The organism is Bradyrhizobium sp. 172 (assembly GCF_023101065.1).
Taxonomy (GTDB): Bacteria; Pseudomonadota; Alphaproteobacteria; order Rhizobiales; family Xanthobacteraceae; genus Bradyrhizobium; species Bradyrhizobium canariense_D.
Map to the genome: position 1 here is coordinate 7,794,796 of NZ_CP064701.1, position 19,236 is coordinate 7,814,031.

At 63.8% G+C, this 19,236-nt stretch carries 10 protein-coding genes and 3 pseudogenes; 7 read left to right on the plus strand and 6 right to left on the minus strand.

Annotated features, from left to right (window positions below; translation table 11 throughout):
• Positions 1-18: 18 nt before the first annotated feature.
• Positions 19-1,155, minus strand: coding sequence for an acyl-CoA dehydrogenase family protein (locus IVB07_RS36930; protein WP_247767417.1), 1,137 nt, complete (start codon positions 1,153-1,155; stop codon positions 19-21).
• Between the two features lie 262 nt (positions 1,156-1,417).
• On the opposite strand from IVB07_RS36930, the gene IVB07_RS36935 reads away from it, so the two are divergent.
• A complete protein-coding gene (locus IVB07_RS36935) occupies positions 1,418-2,968 on the plus strand; it encodes a long-chain fatty acid--CoA ligase (RefSeq protein WP_026233060.1) in 1,551 nt (516 codons plus the stop codon).
• Positions 2,969-3,041: 73 nt separating this feature from the next.
• Positions 3,042-4,262 (plus strand): ABC transporter substrate-binding protein, encoded by a 1,221-nt coding sequence (locus IVB07_RS36940; protein ID WP_247295930.1) that lies wholly within the window; start codon positions 3,042-3,044, stop codon positions 4,260-4,262.
• 50 nt (positions 4,263-4,312) lie between these two features.
• On the opposite strand, the gene IVB07_RS36945 is transcribed toward IVB07_RS36940, so the two are convergent.
• Both IVB07_RS36945 and IVB07_RS36950 read right to left on the minus strand, forming a co-directional pair.
• Complete coding sequence (locus IVB07_RS36945; protein ID WP_018455954.1) at positions 4,313-5,824, minus strand: glycosyltransferase family 2 protein; 1,512 nt, start codon at positions 5,822-5,824, stop codon at positions 4,313-4,315.
• A 47-nt stretch (positions 5,825-5,871) separates the two neighbouring features.
• Positions 5,872-6,641, minus strand: a pseudogene (locus IVB07_RS36950) (helix-turn-helix transcriptional regulator).
• 183 nt (positions 6,642-6,824) lie between these two features.
• On the opposite strand from IVB07_RS36950, the pseudogene IVB07_RS36955 reads away from it, so the two are divergent.
• The 5 genes and pseudogenes from IVB07_RS36955 (at position 6,825) to IVB07_RS36980 (ending at position 14,343) form a co-directional block, all read left to right on the plus strand.
• Positions 6,825-9,085: pseudogene (locus tag IVB07_RS36955) on the plus strand (marine proteobacterial sortase target protein).
• 189 nt (positions 9,086-9,274) lie between these two features.
• The gene (locus tag IVB07_RS36960; protein ID WP_085361925.1) at positions 9,275-9,844 is read left to right on the plus strand and encodes a class GN sortase; all 570 of its coding nucleotides are present in this window, start codon (positions 9,275-9,277) and stop codon (positions 9,842-9,844) included.
• 151 nt (positions 9,845-9,995) lie between these two features.
• Positions 9,996-10,975 (plus strand): annotated as a pseudogene (locus IVB07_RS40865) (glycosyltransferase family 2 protein).
• A gap of 159 nt (positions 10,976-11,134) precedes the next feature.
• Entirely contained in the window at positions 11,135-13,354 is a 2,220-nt protein-coding gene (locus tag IVB07_RS36975; protein WP_026233059.1) for an acetate--CoA ligase family protein, read from the plus strand.
• Positions 13,355-13,512: 158 nt separating this feature from the next.
• Entirely contained in the window at positions 13,513-14,343 is an 831-nt protein-coding gene (locus IVB07_RS36980) for an MlaD family protein (protein ID WP_018455949.1), read from the plus strand.
• 3 nt (positions 14,344-14,346) lie between these two features.
• On the opposite strand, the gene IVB07_RS36985 is transcribed toward IVB07_RS36980, so the two are convergent.
• From IVB07_RS36985 to IVB07_RS36995, 3 genes are all read right to left on the minus strand, one after another.
• Entirely contained in the window at positions 14,347-17,466 is a 3,120-nt protein-coding gene (locus IVB07_RS36985; RefSeq protein ID WP_247767418.1) for an autotransporter domain-containing protein, read from the minus strand.
• Between the two features lie 303 nt (positions 17,467-17,769).
• Positions 17,770-18,810: an aliphatic amidase gene (locus tag IVB07_RS36990; RefSeq protein WP_018455947.1), complete on the minus strand. Its 1,041-nt coding sequence runs from the start codon at positions 18,808-18,810 to the stop codon at positions 17,770-17,772.
• A 40-nt stretch (positions 18,811-18,850) separates the two neighbouring features.
• The gene (locus tag IVB07_RS36995) at positions 18,851-19,225 is read right to left on the minus strand and encodes a zinc ribbon domain-containing protein (protein WP_018455946.1); all 375 of its coding nucleotides are present in this window, start codon (positions 19,223-19,225) and stop codon (positions 18,851-18,853) included.
• Positions 19,226-19,236 lie beyond the last annotated feature (11 nt).

Genomic DNA, 19,236 nt, shown 5'->3' on the forward strand with positions numbered 1-19,236 from the left:
CCATGACGGAGAAAGAGGTCACAACCCCATCTGCCGCGACGCGAGATCCTTCATGATCTCCTCGGTGCCGCCGCCGATCGCGTTGACCTTGACCTCACGGTAGATGCGCTCGGCCTTGATGCCGCGCATGAAGCCGGCGCCGCCAAAAATCTGCACCGCTTCCGAGGCGCAGAACGCCATGGTCTGGGTCGCCTGGTTCTTCATCATGCAGATTTCGGCGACCGGGCTTTCGCCCTGCTCCAGCCGCCAGGCCAGCATCTCCAGCATCGCTTGCGATGCGGCGACCTTCTGCGCCATGTCGACGATCTTGTGGCGGATCACCTGGTGCTGCGCGAGCGGCTTGCCGAAGGTCTTGCGCTCCTTGGCGTAGGCAATGGCCTCGTCGAGGCAGACGCGCGCGAACGCGGTGCAGCCCGCCGCCATGCCCATGCGCTCGCTGTTGAAATTCCGCATGATGATCTTGAACCCCTGGCCTTCCTCGCCGATCAGGTTTTCCGCCGGTACGCGGCACTCGTCGAAATGCAGGGTCGCGGTGTCGGAGGCCCACCAGCCCATCTTCTTCAGCTTTGTCCGGGACAGGCCGGGCGTATCCCCCTCGATCAGGAGCAGGCTGACGCCGCCGGCGCCCTCGCCGCCGGTGCGCACCGCAACGGTCAGATAGTCGGCACGCATCCCGGATGTGATGAAGGTCTTCTCGCCGCTCACGACGTAGTGATCTCCGTCGCGCCGCGCCTTGGTGCGGAGGCCCGCGACATCAGAGCCGCCGCCCGGCTCGGTGATCGCGAGCGCGGAGATTTTCTCACCCGCGAGCACCTGAGGCAGCACGCGCGCCTTCACCTCGGGGCGCGCGGCCCGCGCGACCGGCGGCGAACCGATCGTATGGCTCATCAAGCTGGCGCTGACACCGCCGGCGCCAGCCCGCGCCAACTCCTGGCTGGCGACGATCCTCATGAACTGGTCGGCGGCGATCCCGCCATATTCCTCGGGGAAACCGAGTCCCAAGAGCCCGATCTCGGCCGCCTTGCGATAGAGCGCGCGGGGGGATTCACCGGCCTCATCCCACTCGTGGGCGAAGGGCGCAATCTCCTTGTCGACGAAGCGGCGCATCACCTCGCGAAAGGCGTCATGCTCGGCGGTATAGAACGGGCTCATCATCGCACTCTCGCCTTGCTGGCGGATTCGTCTCGTCCACCATGGCCGGAACCTTGGCGGCTCACTTGCGCGGAGTGGCTGGCCGAGCCCCGCTCCAAGCAAGCTCGCTCTAGCAACTCAACGCAAGACGATTTTCATCGCTCGCGCGCCAACTCCGGATCAAAAAAAGGATGGTGCACAAACTCCGGCTGGCCCTTGGGCCATGCCGGGCATGGTGCATGGCAATAGGGACGCGGGCGGCACAAGTCCGCCGAGGGAGGAATTCTTGGCCGTTCGTTACTACGACTGGATCGCCCACCATGGCCGCCGCACACCGAACAAGATTGCGGTGATAGACCTCGCGAGCGAGCGCCGCTTTACCTATGCGCAGCTCGACGCGCGCATCTCGCGTCTCGCGTCATTTCTGCGCCATGCGCTGAAAGTCTCGCGCGGCGAGCGGGTCGCGGTGCTGGCGCTGAACACGACCGATACGCTGGAGGTGCAATTCGCCTGCGGGCGGTTAGGTGCGATCTTCGTGCCGCTGAACACCCGCCTCACCGTTCCCGAACTCCAGTTCATCACCGCAGATTGCGCGCCGAAGGTGATGATCCACGACACCGATCTCGCCGAAACGGCGCTGGCCGTGGCAAGGCTCTGCGGCATTGCGACGAGCCTGCTGCTTGGCCCCAGCGGGACTTATGAGGCCGGCATCGCCGCCGCAAAGCCACTCGAGAAAATCGAGGAGGTGACCCTCGATGACGTCTCGACCATCATGTACACCTCGGGCACAACGGGTCATCCCAAGGGCGCCACCATCACCCATGGCATGACCTTCTGGAATTGCGTCAATCTCGGCGGCCCCGCCTGCATCGGGCCGTCCTCGGTGCTGCTCACCGTGCTGCCGCTGTTCCACACCGGCGGCCTGAATTGCTACACCAATCCGGTGCTGCACGCCGGCGGCACCGTGATGATCATGCGCGCCTTCGATCCCGGCACGGCGCTCGGCCTGATCAACGATCCCGCACAGGGCATCAACGTGTTCTTCGGCGTGCCCGCGATCTACCAGTTCATGGCCCAGCATCCGGCGTTCGCGACCACCGACCTCGGCCGGTTGATCGTGGGAGGTGTCGGCGGCGCACCAATGCCGGTGCCGCTGCTCAAGGTGTGGGAGGCGCGTGGCGTCGCACTCCAGCAGGGCTACGGCATGACCGAGACCTCGCCGGCCGTGCTGGTGCTCGACCGCGAGGATGCGGCACGGAAAGCCGGCTCCGCCGGCAAGCCGGTGCTGCACACGGAAGTGCGCATCGTGCGTCCTGACGGCGGCGACGCCGATGTCGGCGAACTCGGCGAGCTCTGGGTCAAGGGACCGAACATTACGCCCGGCTACTGGAACAGGCCGGAGGCGAACAAGACGTCGTTCACCGATGGCTGGCTGCACACGGGCGACGCGACACGCGTCGATGAGGAAGGTTTTTATTACATCGTCGACCGCTGGAAGGACATGTACATTTCCGGTGGCGAGAACGTCTATCCGGCCGAGGTCGAGAACGTCCTGCACCAACTCGACGCTATCGCGGAAGCCGCCGTGATCGGCATTCCCGATCCGCAATGGGGCGAGGTTGGCCTCGCCATCGTCGCGGCCAAGCCCGGCCAGCGGTTGACCGAGACAGATGTCTTCGCGCACTGCGCGGCGAATCTCGCGCGCTTCAAATGTCCACGCCAGGTCCGCTTCGTCGATGCGTTACCCCGCAACGCCACCGGCAAGATCCACAAGCCGACCTTGCGCAAGGAATTCTCAGGCGCCTCGGAAGTCGACAAGAAAGCCGCCAACGCCTGATCAAAGCGCCCCTCTCGCGGGCACTTTTCTTTTTGACGTGCGTGTTCCAACCCAGAAAAGCCAAGGAATTTTCATGAACAAGAAACTCTCCCTGCTCGCCGCAGCAACGGCGCTGATGCTGCTGACAGCCCAAACCGCGTATGCGCAAAAGGCGTACGACACCGGCGTCACCGACACCGAGATCAAGATCGGCAATGTCGAGGCCTATTCCGGCCCGGCTTCCGCCTACGGCGTCATCGGCAAGACCGAGGAAGCCTATTTCAAGATGATCAACGATCAGGGCGGCATCAACGGCCGAAAGATCAATTGGATCTCCTACGACGACGGCTACTCGCCGCCTAAGACCGTTGAGCAGATCCGCAAGCTGATCGAGAGCGACGAGGTCTTCCTGGTGTTCAACGCGCTGGGCACGCCGACCCAGACCGCCGTGCAGAAGTATCACAATTCCAAGAAGGTGCCGCAGCTGTTCCTCGCCACAGGCGCCAGCAAGTGGAATGACCCGAAGAACTTTCCCTGGACGATGGGCTTCCAGCCCAGCTACCGCGTCGAGGCACAGATCTTCGCGAAGTATATTCTGAAGGAGAAGCCGGACGCGAAGGTCGCGATTTTTTATGCCAACGACGATTTCGGCAAGGACTACCTCGCCGGCATCAAGGACGTGTTCGGTGACAAGGCATCGAAACTGATCGTGGCCGAAGAGAGCTACGAGACGTCGGAACCCTCGATCGATGCTCATATCGTCAAGCTCAAGGGCACCGGCGCCGATGTCTTCGTGAACATCGCCACGCCGAAATTCGCGGCGCAGGCGATCAAGAAGATCGCGGAGCTGGAGTGGAAGCCGATGCATCTCATGACCGATGTCTCGGTGTCCATCGGCGCGGTGATGAAGCCTGCCGGCCTCGAGGCATCCGAAGGGGTGCTGTCGGCTGGTTATCTGAAGGATGCGTCGGATCCGCAGTGGAAGGATGATGAGGGCATGAAGAAGTTCATGGTCTTCGTCGACAAATACATACCCGGTGCAAATATTTCGGACGCCAATCTGGTTTACGCCTATGCCGCAGCCCAGACCATGGTGCAGGTGCTGAAGCAGGCGGGCGACAATCTGACCCGTGAGAATGTGATGAAGCAGGCAGCGAGCCTCAAGGACTTCGTGCCCGACACACTGATCCCGGGCATCAAGATCAACACCTCCGCCACGGACTTCGCGCCGATCGAGCAGCTCAAGATGTGGCGGTTCAAGAAGGGCCAGTGGGAACTGTTCGGCGATATCATCAGCGCCGAAACGGGCGGCTAGTTCGACTGAGAGCAACAGCCTGAATCGACCGAATAGCGGCCGAAGGGCCGCTATTCTTTTCCAGCAAGCGACGGCGCTGTTCCCGCGCTTTCAACCTCGATCATGTCGTCGCCGACGTCGATGCCCGCGATCGGCAGGCCGAGACGACGCGAATCGCCGACGCCCCTGAACATGGGGCATGCCCAGGCGAGGGTGGCGATGCCTGACGGCGGCAGATCGAGGCTCAGCCTGTAGCTGTCACAACCGGTCACGACCGCTTCGGGGCGGATGGCCGTGCCATCGACATAGAATCGCGTGTCTATCGTATCTAGCGGTGCGCGAAGTGCGGGGCTTCGAACGCGGACAATGGTGCGGCCCGGCTTCCCCTTGATGCGCACGGCTGCCTCTGGTTCGCTCCAGCGGAAAGTGTGACCGGCAGAGAACTCTTCGGCATGGAATCCGATCTGCGCGACAACGCGCTCACCAAGGAGCCCGTCAACAGGTCCCGCATCTCGTCCGAGACGGTGAATGCAATCGAGCCTCTGATGCCGGATCAGCGCGGCGATGTATCGCCGCATCCATCGCGCGATCGCATCGCTCGATCCGGCGGCCGTCACAGCGACCAGCACGGCCCGCGCGTGCCATGCCGCCAGCCGCGCGAAACCGCGCGCGCCGAGACCGCCGAGCAGCGCCGGCACGGCCCAACGCCATACCGCCAGCCATTTCTCGCCAGGCCCTCCCCCGCCGTCACCGAGGCTGGAGCGCAGGAGCGCGTTCAGTGCATTGCGGGCGAGCGACGCGCCGGCCTCGCTCCGCGAGCTCCACTCGACCGGAATGTCGAGCAGCTCGCTGCCGGCATCGTTGCGGGCCTCGCTCAGATAGCGAATCTCGCCTTGCACGAAGTCGAGCGTGAATTGCTTCAGCTCGCCGATCTCACCGACATAGTAGTGATGGAAGCGCGCCTCCTCGAGATAGCCGATGGAATGACCTCTCGCGTGATAGGCGGCGGCGAGCACCCATTCGGCGAAATGACCGAGCTCCTCGCGCAGGCCGCCGCATTCCCGGTAGACGTCGTGCCGCGTCACGAAACACTGATCCAGGACCTTGCGCCAGGGATGCTGCTTCATACCGAACTCGATGTCGGCCTGGTACATGGCGGCCTCTGCCACGGATAACCGGTTATGGCAGATCGGGATCGAACGGCAGGAAAAGCCGGCCCAATCGGGATGAGCATCGATCGCGCGAATGCAGAGTTCGATCACGTCGGGTTCGGGCCGGCAGTGCGATTCCGTGAAGAACAGATAGCTGCCGCGCGCCTTCGTCGCGCCGAATGCGCAGAGCCCGATGTCGTGTTCGGAATCGGTGAATTCGAGGCGAGCCCTGTTGCCGGCCAGCGCCTTCAACTGCTCGCGTGCCGTGAAATCCGGAGGCACGACCAGAATGATCTCGTAGAGCGATGTGTCGGCAGTTTGCGACGTCCAGCCGAGCCAGGACATCTCCCACTGCCCGCGGTGAGATTCGAGCGGGATAATGATTGAGAACAGCGGAGATTCGCCGTCGTAGAGTGCGGACGCGTCCTGCATGTCCCCTTATAGACGCATGCTCGTCATTCCGGATAATTTCTTGCGGGCTATACCGACAGAAACAGCGCGAACGATTCTTCCACCGTTCGGCGCAGAAGCTTTTGGTACAATTCGTGGTTAGCATCGCCGGGCGCGACCCGACCCAGCGAGGGCTTCGCGAAGTTTCGGAGCGGCACATAAGCGATCGGCGCTGCGATCGGCGTCAGCTGCGAGCCGGGACCGGCGCGGAGCGTCGAGATGATCCCGTACATCTCGCCGGCGACCGTCGGCCGCGACACAGTGATCACGCGATGCTGGCCGTGCTTGATGATGACGAGATAGATGAAGCCGGCTGATGCGGCACGGCGACCTCGCCGGTGTGTTCATAGGCGGCATCGGTCCGCTCGCCCTCGCGGAACACCAGTGAAGAGACCTTCGGCTCCCAGACGATCTCGGTGCGGTAGGCGAAGATCGCGTCCTTGTCGCCGAACGACGGTCGCAGCGTGATGTAGACGTCCTCGAGCCACGTCACCGCGCGATGGGCATAGGAGCCGAGGCTGTCGGGCGCGACATCGTTTGCGGCCGGAGGCGTCACTACGGCGGCGCTTCTGCGCAGGGAGACGCCCAGCGCCTGCTCCAGCCGCACCGTGGTCGCCAGCGTGAACGGCCGTCGGCCGCCGAGCACCTTCTCCAGCGTCGACAGGCTGAGCTTGGCCTGCTCGGCCAGCGCCTGCCGGGAGATCCGGCGCCTGGCGAGCTCCTCGCGAATGGTCTCCGCGATCTCGCGGCTCTGCTCGTCCGACAGCTGCTTGTCGGTGAATTTGTCCTGCGTCTGCATCGTGGCCCTGCTCCAGGACGACATCCTAGCAGGACGGACAAACCAGCACAAAACCGCACTTCGCCATCTCGGAGGCGGCCGGCCGGGCCGGCCGTGGCGGAACATTGCCGATCATTCTGCTCGCGAAATCGGGCCGTCCCGGCGGATGCTCGGGGCCAGCAAACATGCTCGGGAGCAGGCCAAATGGATACTTTTGACACGACGGACAGCAACGAACACCCTTGGCTGGGCAGACCGATCGTGGTCGGACTGTTCCTTCTGGCGCAGGGCATCGCGGTGATGCTGGTCGCCTTCGTGGCCCTGCTGGTGAGCTTCGAGCCGGGCTGGTCGGCGACGACGGAGCAGGCCAGCCTGCTCCAGCCCGGCGATGCCAAATCCGGTTCTCTCCTCCTCAAGGAGGATGGCGCCTACACGGAAGCGATCCGCCTCGGCATCGACGTCGACATCACGGTGTCGGGCCCGACACTGCGAGCACGAGTCACCCAAATCTTTCGCAACCCGACGAAGGACTGGGTCGAGGCGACCTATGTCTATCCGCTCCCCGCGGACGGCGCCGTCGATTCGCTGAAGATGGTGGTCGGCAACCGCGTCATCGTCGGGGACATCAAGGAGCGGCAACAGGCGCGCATGATCTACGAAGAGGCGCGCCGCGCCGGCCAGAAGGCCGCGCTCACCGAGCAGGAGCGGCCGAACATCTTCACCAACTCGGTCGCCAATATCGGCCCTGGCGAAACCGTGCTGGTGCAGATCGAATATCAGGAGCCGGTGCATCAATCCGGCAACGAATATTCGCTGCGCCTGCCGCTGGTGGTCGGGCCGCGCTACAATCCGGCGCCGATCGTCCAGAGCGTCGATTTCCGCAACGATGGCTCCGGCTGGGGCGCGACCAACTCGGACCCGGTGCCGGACCGCGACCGCATCTCGCCGCCCGTGCTGGATCCCGCCAGGAATGCACCGGTCAATCCGACCAGCATCACGGTGCGTCTGAACGCCGGCTTTGCGCTCGGCGAGTCACGAGCCCCCATCATAACGTCAAGGTCGCGAGCCCGGACAATACGATGCGAATCGTCTCGCTTGCCGACGGTGCCGTGGCTGCCGACCGCGATTTCGAACTGACCTGGAAGCCAGCGGCCGTGAAGGCGCCGTCGGTCGGCTTATTTCGCGAGCGCGTCGGCGACGCCGATTATTTGCTTGCCTTTGTCACCCCGCCCGCCGCCGAGCAGGCGACGCAGAAGCCGCGGCCGCGCGAGGTGATATTCGTGATCGACAATTCCGGCTCGATGGGCGGCACGTCGATCGTTCAGGCCAAGGCGAGCCTCACCTACGCGCTCTCCCGTCTCCAGCCGACCGACCGTTTCAACGTCATCCGTTTCGACGATACCATGGACGTGCTGTTTCCGGTCTCCGTCGCGGCGGATGCCGAGCGTGTCGGTGAAGCCACCTCGTTCGTCAGCGCGCTGCAGGCGCGTGGCGGCACCGAGATGGTGCCGGCGATGCGGGCCGCGCTGACCGACAAGCTTGGCGACGCCGGCATGGTTCGCCAGGTCGTATTCCTGACCGACGGTGCGATCGGCAACGAGCAGCAATTGTTCGAAACGATCACGGCGATGCGCGGCCGCTCGCGCGTGTTCATGGTCGGCATCGGGTCGGCGCCCAACACCTATCTGATGACGCGCGCCGCCGAGCTCGGCCGCGGTGCCTTCACCCATATCGGCTCCGTCGAGCAGGTCGAGGAGCGCATGCGCGGCCTGTTTGCCAAGCTCGAGAACCCGGCCGTGACCGGGCTGAGCGTAAAGTTCTCCGAAGCGAAGGCCGACGTCACACCGACGATCATTCCCGACGTCTATCGCGACGAGCCGCTGGTGCTGGCGGCAAAGCTCGACACGCTTGCGGGCTCGGTCGAAATCAAGGGCCGCGTCGGTGACCGCCCATGGTCGGTGACGCTGCCGCTGCAAAATACGGCCGAAGGCAACGGCCTGTCGAAGCTTTGGGCCAAGCGCAAGATCGCCGATGCCGAAGTGGCGCGCACCCTGCGCGAAATGACGCCCGAAGACTCGGACAAGGCAATCCTGGCACTGGCGCTCGACCATCAGATCGTCACGCGGCTCACCAGCCTCGTCGCGGTCGACAAGACGCCGAGCCGTCCCGAAGGCGAGCCGCTCAAGCCCAGCGAATTGCCGATCAACCTGCCGGCCGGTTGGGATTTCGCGAAGGTCTTTGGCGAACGACAGCAGGTCCCAGCGCAGCTCCGCGAGCGTCACGCCGATGCACGCAACCAGCCGGCCACGAGGCGACCGACGCCCGCTGCACCGGATGCGATCCGCCTGCCCAAGACCGCGACCTCGGCCGAGCTGAAAATGACCGCAGGCCTGATCTTGGTCGTGCTCGCCCTGATCCTGTTCGTGTTCAAGCGGCGTCAGTCCTTGCTCACTGACGCCGCTTGAGAGAGGAGCCCCCCGAACTCCTCTGTTAGCGCGCGCGGCTGCCCGTCCCACACACCAACGGCCGCGCGCGCCTTTTTGAACTCGCCCTCTCACCTTCGTCATTGCAAGCGAAGCATCCAGAAACTCATCCACGGAGACAGTCTGGATTGCTTCGTCGCTTCGCTCCCCGCAATGACGGGAATTAGTACAATGCCGCGCATCATCTCTCCCCTCGCTCTCGCCCTGATCGGCATCATCCTGTTCGGCGACGGCGCCTACATCCATGCCAAAGCATGGCTCGCGCAGGTGCTGCTGGAGCGCGCATTCGACCAGAGCGTTGCGACCGGCGAGGTGGTCAGGCCATGGTCATGGGCCGATACTTGGCCGGTTGCGCGAATCGAGGTGAGGCGGATCGGCGCCCGCGCGATCGTACTGGAAGGCGCGAGCGGCCAGGCGCTCGCTTTCGGGCCCGGCCATATCCGCCAAACGGCTGACGCGGGCGAGCGGGGCGTTGCCGTATATGCAGCGCACCGCGACACTCATTTCCGTTTCCTGCGGAATGTCGCCATTGGTGACCTGATCGACGTCACACGCAGTGATGGCAAGCACTTTCGTTTTCGCGCGGATTCCTCCGCTGTGGTTCGCTTCGATGCCTCGGGGATCGATCCTGCGGCACGGGCAGCCGAACTCGTGCTCGCGACCTGCTGGCCGTTCAACGCCGTCGCGTCCGGCCCCGAGCGCTACATCCTGCATGCTACCCTGATCGGCACTGATGAATAGCGGTTCGCAATCGATCCGCACCCCCCTCTTGAATCCGCCCGACCTGTAGGGACAATGCCGCTCGATGGAACCCCTGAACCGGCGCCGTCGACCGCAGACCCATCAGAATGGCCTATTGAGCATTTCCGCTGTAATTTGCGAGAAGACGGTGATGGATGAGGAGTTCAGGCAGCGTCTCGAACAGCTGGAAAGCCGCGTCGCGCTCCTGGAGAGGAACCAGGATCTTATCGCCGCCGGGCAAAGACGCTCCTCGCTTCGGAGCCTCTGGCGCCGCCCGCCGATGTGGACCTTCGAGCAATATCCGCCGCGCCTGCTCAACCTGACGGCTTTCCCGCGAGCTCCTGCGATCCATCCGGGCGCGCCCAGAATCGCGATGGTCACTCCGAGCTACAACCATGCGCAATATCTCGGCGCCACGATCGACAGCATCGTCAGCCAGAACTATCCGGACCTGTATTATCACGTGCAGGACGGCGCCTCGATCGACGGCACGCTCGATCTCCTGAAGAGGCGCGGCGATAGCCTGAGCTGGAGCAGCGAACCGGACAAGGGGCAATCCAGCGCCATCAATCTCGGCTTCGTCGGCGCCGAGAGCGAGATCATGGCCTATCTCAACAGCGACGACGTGCTGCTGCCCGGGACACTTGCGTATGTCGCAAATTACTTCATCGCACATCCGCGTGTCGACGTCGTCTACGGCCAGCGCTCTTCATCGATCGCGAGGGACTCGAGGTCGGCCGCGCCGTGCTGCCGCCTCATGACGGCAAGGCGTTGCGATATGCCGACTACATTCCGCAAGAGACGATGTTCTGGCGCAAGCGCGTATGGGACAGGATCGGGCCGATCGACGAGAGCTTACACTACGCGATGGACTGGGACTTCATCCTGCGGGCGCAAGCCGCAGGATTCAAATTTGCACGCTTGCCGCGATTTCTCGCCTGCTTCCGAATCCATGACGCACAAAAGACGGCATCGACCTATGCGGTCGGCGTCAGGGAGATGGGCATCCTGCGGCGACGCATTCTCGGCTTCGAACCGACACAGATGCAGATCCGGCGCGCCATCGCTCCTTATCTGGCGAAGCAGCTGGCCTATCACTACGCCTACAAGCTCGGCATCCTGCGATACTGAACCACGGCGCGAGCAGTGATCCCAAAATGTCGATCACCAGGGCTTGGCGCGCGCTCATTCCACCGCACGGCATACCCGCCCACGTGGTTGCCAGTCCGAAGAACTCGCCATAGAACAGAGTGACGCACCGCCAACAAGAACAACAGGTGAGGTCACACCATGGAAGCTCGCGTATCTGCCGCCTCAGCTTCATCGCGCCCATGGTCTCCGCCGCCCGATGCCAGCGACATCGTCAAGGGCATCCACGCCATGCTGCATCCGCGCAACATCGTGCTGGTGGGCGCGACCGACAAGCCCGGCAACTATGCCGAGCGCATCTGGAACAATTTGGTCAAATACGGCTACGAGGGCGGGCTCTATCCCGTCAATTCCAAGCGCGACACCATCTGGGGTGTCCCCTGCTACAAGGACTTTGCAAGCCTCCCGGAGAAGCCCGACCACGTGCTGGTGCTGGTGCCGGCGCGCTTTGCCGTGCAGGTGATCCGCGATGCCGCCGCGGCCGGCGCGCGCTCGGCCACCATCGTCACCTCGGGCTTCAGCGAGTTGCAGGACGAGGAAAGCCAGAAGCTCGCCGCCGAACTGCAAGCGGCCGTGCGCGAGACGGGATTGGCGGTCACCGGCCCGAACTGCCTCGGCAATTTGAGCGCGGGCGAAAAGCTCTTCACCAATATCGACGACCGTATCGTCACCATGGAACAGGGCGCGGTGGCGATTGCCGGGCAATCCGGCGCCATCGTCATGGCGATCCGCCAGGCCCTGGAAGATCGCGGCGTCGGGGTCGGCTACATGGTGACGACCGGCAACGAGGCAGGGCTCGAGACGCCGGACCTGATGCGCTATTTCGCCGAGGACCCTAGCATCAAGGTGATCGTGGTCTACCTCGAAGGCGTGCGCAACACCAAGGCATTCCGGGACGCCTGCAAGGCGGCGCGCGCCGCGAGCAAACCGGTGATCGCGCTCAAGCTCGGAGCGTCCGAGGGCGGCCGCGCGGCGGCGATGGCACATACCGGCGCGCTCGCGGGCTCGATCGAGACCTTCGACGCCATTGCAACGCGCGAAGGGGTCATCAGGGTCGGCGGGCTCGACGAGCTGATCGAGACCACCGAATGTTTCGTCCACGCCGCAGTGCCCAGGGGCGACCGGCTCGCCGCAGTGACGCTATCCGGCGGCAAGCGCGGCATGCTGATCGACGCCTTCGATGCAGAAGGCCTGAATTTTGCACCACTCAGCTCGCATGTCGGCTCGGAGCTGGCAAAGATGCTCGGGCCGGGCTCGATCGTCGGCAACCCGCTCGACGCCGGCTTTGCCGCGGTGGTCGATCCCTCCGTCTACATGAAATCGATCGGGCTGATGATCGACGACCCCGATATCGACATCGTCATCATCGATGCCGAGCTGCCGAAAGCGCCGCACGAGCTGCGCGAGCGCAATCTGCGCATCGTCGACGAGATGGCGAGCCGGGCCGGCAAGCCGGTGATCTATATCAGCGCGATGTCGATCGGCTTCACGGAGTTCACCAAGACCTTGCGCAAGTCGCTGCCGCATCTCGCGGTCATGCAGGGCATGGATCGCGCGGTGACTGCGATCAAGTCGCTGCTCGACTACGCCAAGCTGCGCAAGGAAGTGCCTGATATCGTCTCCAGCTCGAAGCCTGCAGCGCGCGCCGTGCTTGAGAAGGCGCTGAAATCGGCAATTGGCGCCGCGCTCGACGAGGTCGCCTCCAAGAAGCTGCTGAAGGCCTATGGCATCCCGATCTCGAAGGAGGCAATCGCACAGACGGCAGCCGAGGCCGTGAAGATCGCCAAGCAGATCGGCTTCCCCGTCGTGGCCAAAGTCGTCAGCGCCGAGATCCTGCACAAATCAGATATCGGCGGCGTGGTGCTGAATCTCAACAACCCGGCCGCGGTGAAGAAGGCGTTCGCCGACATCACCGCGCGGCTGAGCAAGCTGAAGGGCAAGCCGAAGCTCGACGGCATCCTGATCGCGCAACAGGTGAAGGCAGATCTGGAACTGGTGGTCGGCGCCTCCCTCGATGCCGAGATGGGCCCGGTCGTGCTGTTCGGCACTGGCGGCATCGACATCGAGCTGATGAAGGACGTCGCGCTCGCCGGCGCGCCGCTGGACGAGGCTGAGGCTCGACTCCTGATCGGCCGCACCAAGGCCGGTATCAAGATGCGCGGCTATCGGGGCAAACCGGCCTTGCACGAGGCCTCCGCGGTGAAGGCGCTGGTCGGCCTGTCCAACCTGATCGCGGATGCTGGCGACCGGATCGCCTCGATCGACGTCAATCCGTTCCTGATCAATGCCAAAACAGGCGTCGCCGTCGATGCCCTGATCGTGCTGAACAATGCTGCGGCCAAGAACACCGCCGGGCATTGATGTCGCTGAGGGCGGTTTAGCGCAGCGTAATCCGCCAATCCTTGCGACAAAACGCGAAAGGAAGTGGCGGGTTACGCTTCCCTAACTCGCCCATCCTATTATTGCGGCCACGCCATCATCCTTCCAACTTCCCCGCTTTGGCCGTAAAATCATCCCGCATGGCACGCGCGAGCAATCTGGTGATCGGAACGGCGACGCTGGCGGTGATCGCCGTGGCGTTCGGCGGCGTGCTCGGCGTGCAGAAATGGCGCACCCTCCAGAGCCGCAGCCAGTTGCGCGTGGTATTCGAGGGGGGCTCCGCCAGCGGATTGCGCCGCGGCGGACCGGTCAATTTCGATGGCGTCCCCGCCGGCCAAATCCTGTCGATCAAGCTGGACAATCCGCGCAAGGTCGTGGCCCTGGTGATGCTCGACAATACCGCGCCGATACGCAAGGACACCGTCGCGGGCATCGAGTTCCAGGGCCTCACCGGCGTCGCCGCGGTCTCGCTGATCGGCGGCGCGCCCTCGGCGCCGCCAGTGCCGCTGGACTCGGACGGCGTCCCCGTGCTGACCGCCGATCTCAGCGATGCCGAATCGATCGTCGACACCCTGCATAGCGTCGACCGTACGATCGTCAGCAACGCCCCGGCGATCAAGGAAGGCCTGCGCACGTTCGAGAACTACACCGCCGATCTCCGGAGCAAGGGCGGCGAAATCGATTCCGTCATGGCCAGGGTCGACAGCGCCTTCGCGGGCTTCGACAAGGCGGTCACAAAGATCGAAGGCGTGGTGCCCGGCTTTGCCGACGGCAAGGCGGATGAGCTGTTCGAAAAGATCCAGGGATTGCACGAACTCGCCGACACCATGAAAAAGAAATCGGCGAACTTCCTCGATGACATCCGTCGCTCGCTGCTCGACGTCAGCGAAGCCGCCAACAAGATGAGCGGGACACCCACGCCGGCCGCCGCTCCGCGACCGCCCCGGAAGCCGGCGCAGCAGAAACGGTAGCGCCTACCACGCGTAGCGGACGACGCCCTTGCCGGCGTAAGAGCGGGTGACGTTCGAGAACTCGCCCTCGAAAGTCGCCGACGCAGACCAGCCGTTCATCCAGCTCATCTGCACCGCCGCTGTGGTCAGCGCGGAATCGTGTGCTTGGGCGGCGCCGTTCACCACGAACGCCGATCCCGGCAACGTTTGGAAGACCGCACCGATGGTGCGATCCGGATTGTAGTCATGCGCCCAGGCGACGCGGCCGCGCAAGGTTATCAGGCCGCCGGCTGCGGCAAAGGACTTGTCCGCGCGCAGGCCGAGTTCGGTGCGGGTGCTGGTCACGTCCTTGGCGGCATAATTCAGCGCGAAGACGTTGCTGCCGACCACAGCGAACTCCGAATAGCTCGGAAGGCTGAACACGGTGGCCTGGAGCGCCGCATAGGGGGTGAGGCCGATCCACTGCCAGGCATAGCGATAGCCGCCCTCGACACGGCCCGAGAGCGCGTTGGCGTTGAACTGCGCACGCAATTGATCCACGCCGGCGGCGGTGACGATGCGATTGGTCGTGACGTCCTGCCAGCCATAGGCCAGCGCGGCCGTGACATAGGCCGGTCCTGCGTTGTGACGCACGAAGGCGCCGGCCTGGAACAAATCCGAGCGGCCCCAGCCGAGCCCGGTGACATTGAAGCCGGTGCCGCCGCCGGCGAGCGCAAAACCTACGATCGTCGACGGCGAGAAGCGATAATCCAGACCAACCGCCGTGCCGTACACGCTGCTGGTGGCGTTGTTCGAGCCAAGCGCCGCATTGCCGTCAGTGGCCTGCGAGCCGCCATAGCCGGCGGCCCAGACGTCCCAGCGCTGCTCGAATGTCAGCGGCGGTGCCTTGCGGTAGATCGAAGCAAGGGCTTCGTTCGCGTTCTTGCGGGTCGCGGCATAGGCAGTCGCGTTCGTCTCGTCGGCATAGGGCGTCGCGCCCGGTGCGCCGCCGCGTCCCGCGCTGAAGACGTCGGTCAACAAGCCGATAAATTGGTTCATCGCATTGAACGTCGTCTGCTGCGATCCCGTCCCTGATTCGCCGGAGGCTTGCGTCAGTCCCGTCGGCGAGAGATTCGCCAGCACCACGGGAAGGCTGCCGGTGTTGTCGAAGTAGTGCGTCAGAATGTTGGCGACATTCTGCTGGTTGATATTGAGGCCGCCGCCATAGCCCAGCGCGAGATCCAGGAAGACGTTGTTGGGGTCGTAGCTCAGGGTCGCATGCAGGTTCGATGACAAACCCGCGACGACCGGATTGAAGCTGTCGGGCAGCGTGCCCGCGTTCAGGATCGTGTAGTGCTTCGCGATCGAGCCGGTCGGTACGACGACGACCGTGGCGCCGGCGAGCGTCGCCGTTCCCGTGACGACCGCGACGCCGTTGCTGGTGCCCGAGACCTGCACCATGTAGTGCGACGCCGACGTAAACGAGAGATCACCGGACACGTTGAGCGTCCCGGTGGGACTGCCCGGTGCTAGCGTACCGCCGTTGACGGAGATGGAGCTTCCGACCGTGCCGACGCCACCGAACGTGCCGCCGGCCGCGACACTCACATTGCCATTGATGGTGCCGGCCAGCGTGAGCGTGCCGCCCAGCACGTTCCAGTCCTGATTACCCGTGCCGGTCACCGTCCAGGTCGAATTGTCGACCTTGTTGAAGGTCGAGAAGCCGTCATACTGAAGAAGGGGACCGATCAGGTCGAGGTTGAACGTATCCTTGCCGATGCCTCCGAGCTGGAACGTGTCGACGCCAGTGCCGAGCACCAGGCCGTTGATGATGCTGCCGGGTCCTAGCGTCAGCGTGTTGGGGCCGCAGACACAAAACTCGATTGCAGCGATTCCGGCCGCAGCGTTGATGGTCCCGGAGTTGAAGACGTTGGCCCCGCCGCTCACGCTGATGCCGACGCCGCCAGCACCGACGGTGATGGTTCCGGTATTGACAACGTGGTTTGTCGTTGTGAACGAGCTCACGTCGATGCCGAAGCCGGAATCGCCGACCGTGATCGTACCTCTGTTGATGATGGTGTTGGAATCACCGAGAGCTACGATGCCCTCGGCGAAATCGGCCCCTGTGATCCGTCCATTGTTGCTGATCGTGGAGGACAGGCCCGTAAACGCGATGCCCGCACCGCCCAGACCCACGCTGATCGTCCCGTTTTGGTTGATCGCGACCCGATTGCCCTGCACCGCAATGCCGGCGGACGTGCCATCGCCCGACTTGATCGAGCCACTATTGGTGACCTTGGCGTCATCACCGAACAAGGCGATGCCGGCACCAAAGTCGCCGGCCGTGATTGCGCCGAAATTGCTGACGATTTGAAAACTACCCTGCATAAAGATGCCAGCGGCACCCTGCCCGACCGAAATCGTGCCGGTGGCGGTGTTGGTGACCGTGTTGTTATCCATGGTCGCAACGATGCCGCCGGAGAAGCCGGAGGAATCGCCGACCTTGATCGCGCCTGCATTGGTCACGGTCGTGCCACCGAACGAAGCGAAAATCCCGATTGAATCATCGAGTCCGGTGATCGTGCCCGTCGCGGCGTTGGTGATCGTGTTGCTCTGGACCGCGAAGATGCCCGCGCCCGACGCGCCGATGGACAGCGCACCGCTGTTGCTAACGCTATTGTTGTTTCCTACCGAGATCGCGCTGCCGTGGTCGCCGGTGGTGACGGTCCCGGCATTGATGATGATGTTGTGATCGAGCGCGGAGATACCGAGGCCGTTATCAAGCACCGTGATGGCGCCGTTGTTGGTCACGGTGTTCGAATTGCCGCCATTGATGCCGGTGAGGCCCGAGCCCGCCGCCACCGTGCCGTTGTTAGTGATGACGTTGGTGTCATTGACGTTGATCGCCGCCGTGCCGTTATCGTTGACGCTGGCGCCAGTCAGCACATTTACGGTCAGATTGGTGACGCCGCCGCTTGCCGCAAAGCCGTCGGCATCGGTGCCGCTACAGGTGACGGTCTGCCCGCTTGCCGCCGGGTCGGGCGCGCAGTCCGCCTGCGCAGGTGTCCCCGATAGGCCGAGGCTGAGAACGACCGCCACGACAGACGAAGCGACCGCGGCAAGGCGCAGCCCAATCCGACCAGCCTTCGGCGGCCCAAATTCCACTTTGATGCCCTCAGTCCAGCGCTCCCCAGCGGCGCCGCCGGCAAACTAGGCCGCCGGGCCCCTCCGTGGAACTACGGAATCGGCGGAATCGCTGGGGGACAGCAAAACCGGACTGATTCAGCGGACCATGTTGCACCAGAGGCACGCTTTTCCGGCGCAGCCTGGTCGATCCACGACGTTTGCGTGTGCGGTTCGGTCGCAGTATTGACCGTCGTTCACATCAATGACTGATCATCTGGGGCGGCGCCGCGTCCCAACGGGAGCGAGCGGCACGCCTTCACACACACTGATTTGGGCAACGGCTTAGTAATTGGTGGGCGCCGCTTCATTCGGGATGCCGTCGATCGGGCATTCGGCGGTACCGGGCGTCGCGCGCGTCATCGCCTCGACCATGTCCCGGGTGCCTTCGGGATCGGCGATCCAGTTCTTGTAGAAATCATAGGGGCAGACGGCGAGGCCGCGCGGGCTTTCGCCGGAATTGATCATGCCGGTGTAGCCGCGGTGGACCAGCTTGTAGAGATGGTTCTGCGACTGGCCGTTGCGGCGCGCATCGCGGATCAGATGCTTCGACAGCTGGGCATATTGGATGCCGTAGTCCTCCTCGCCGCACTCGCCGAGGGTGCGGCCGTCGAAACCGATGATCGCGGAGTGACCGAAGTAAGAATAGACGCCGTCGAAGCCGGCAGCGTTGGCGACCGCGACATAGACATTGTTGGCCCATGCCATCGCTTTTGAAATCAGGATCTGCTGCTCCTTGGCCGGATACATGTAGCCCTGGCAGCGCACGATCAGCTCGGCCCCCTTCATGGCGCAGTCGCGCCAGATCTCCGGGAAGTTGCCGTCGTCGCAGATGATCAGGCTGACCTTCATCCCTTTCGGGCCGTCGGAGACATAGGTGCAATTGCCGGGATACCAGCCCTCGATCGGCACCCACGGCATGATCTTGCGGTACTTCTGCACGATGTCACCCTTGTCGTTCATCAGGATCAGGGTGTTGTAGGGCGCCTTGTGCGGATGCTCCTCGTGGCGCTCGCCGGTGAGCGAGAACACGCCCCACACCTTGGCCTTGCGGCAGGCCTCCGCAAAAATCGCGGTCTCTTCACCGGGCACCGCGCAAGCGGTCTCATACATCTCCTTGGAGTCGTACATGATGCCCTGGGTGGAGTATTCCGGGAAAATCACCAGGTCCATGCCGGGAAGGCCGGTCTTCATGCCCACCACCATGTCGGCGATCTTGCGGGCGCTGTCGAGCACCTCGGCCTTGGTGTGCAGGCGCGGCATCTTATAGTTGACCACCGCGACGCCGACGGTGTCGTTGCTGCTGGAGATGTCACCGTGAAGCATTTGAATTGCTCCTCTACTCTGTTTGAGATTGCCGCGTGAATCAGTGACTGATCATCCAGGGCCGCGCGGTGGGAAAACCCTTGGCACCGCTCCTGGTCTTGGTCACCAGCCGCGCCGGCTTGTTCTTATCCGGCGCGTTCTTTGACGAATTCTTGCCCGTGGAGCAGCAGCCGCAACCGGGGCCATGCGAGGCCTTGTATTGCGCCAGCGTCTGCGGCGCGTGCGTGCTGCGCTCGTTGGCGGCGTGAGCCTTGCGCGTCTCCGACGGCATGCAGAAGAAGTTCGGGGCGGTCAGAATCACGCGGGGCGCCATGATTTCACATTGCGGACAGGCTTGCGGATCGTCGCATTCGGCCATCGGGCGCATATCCTTGAACGGACCGCAATCGTCACAGAGATATTCATAGACCGGCATCGCATCATCCC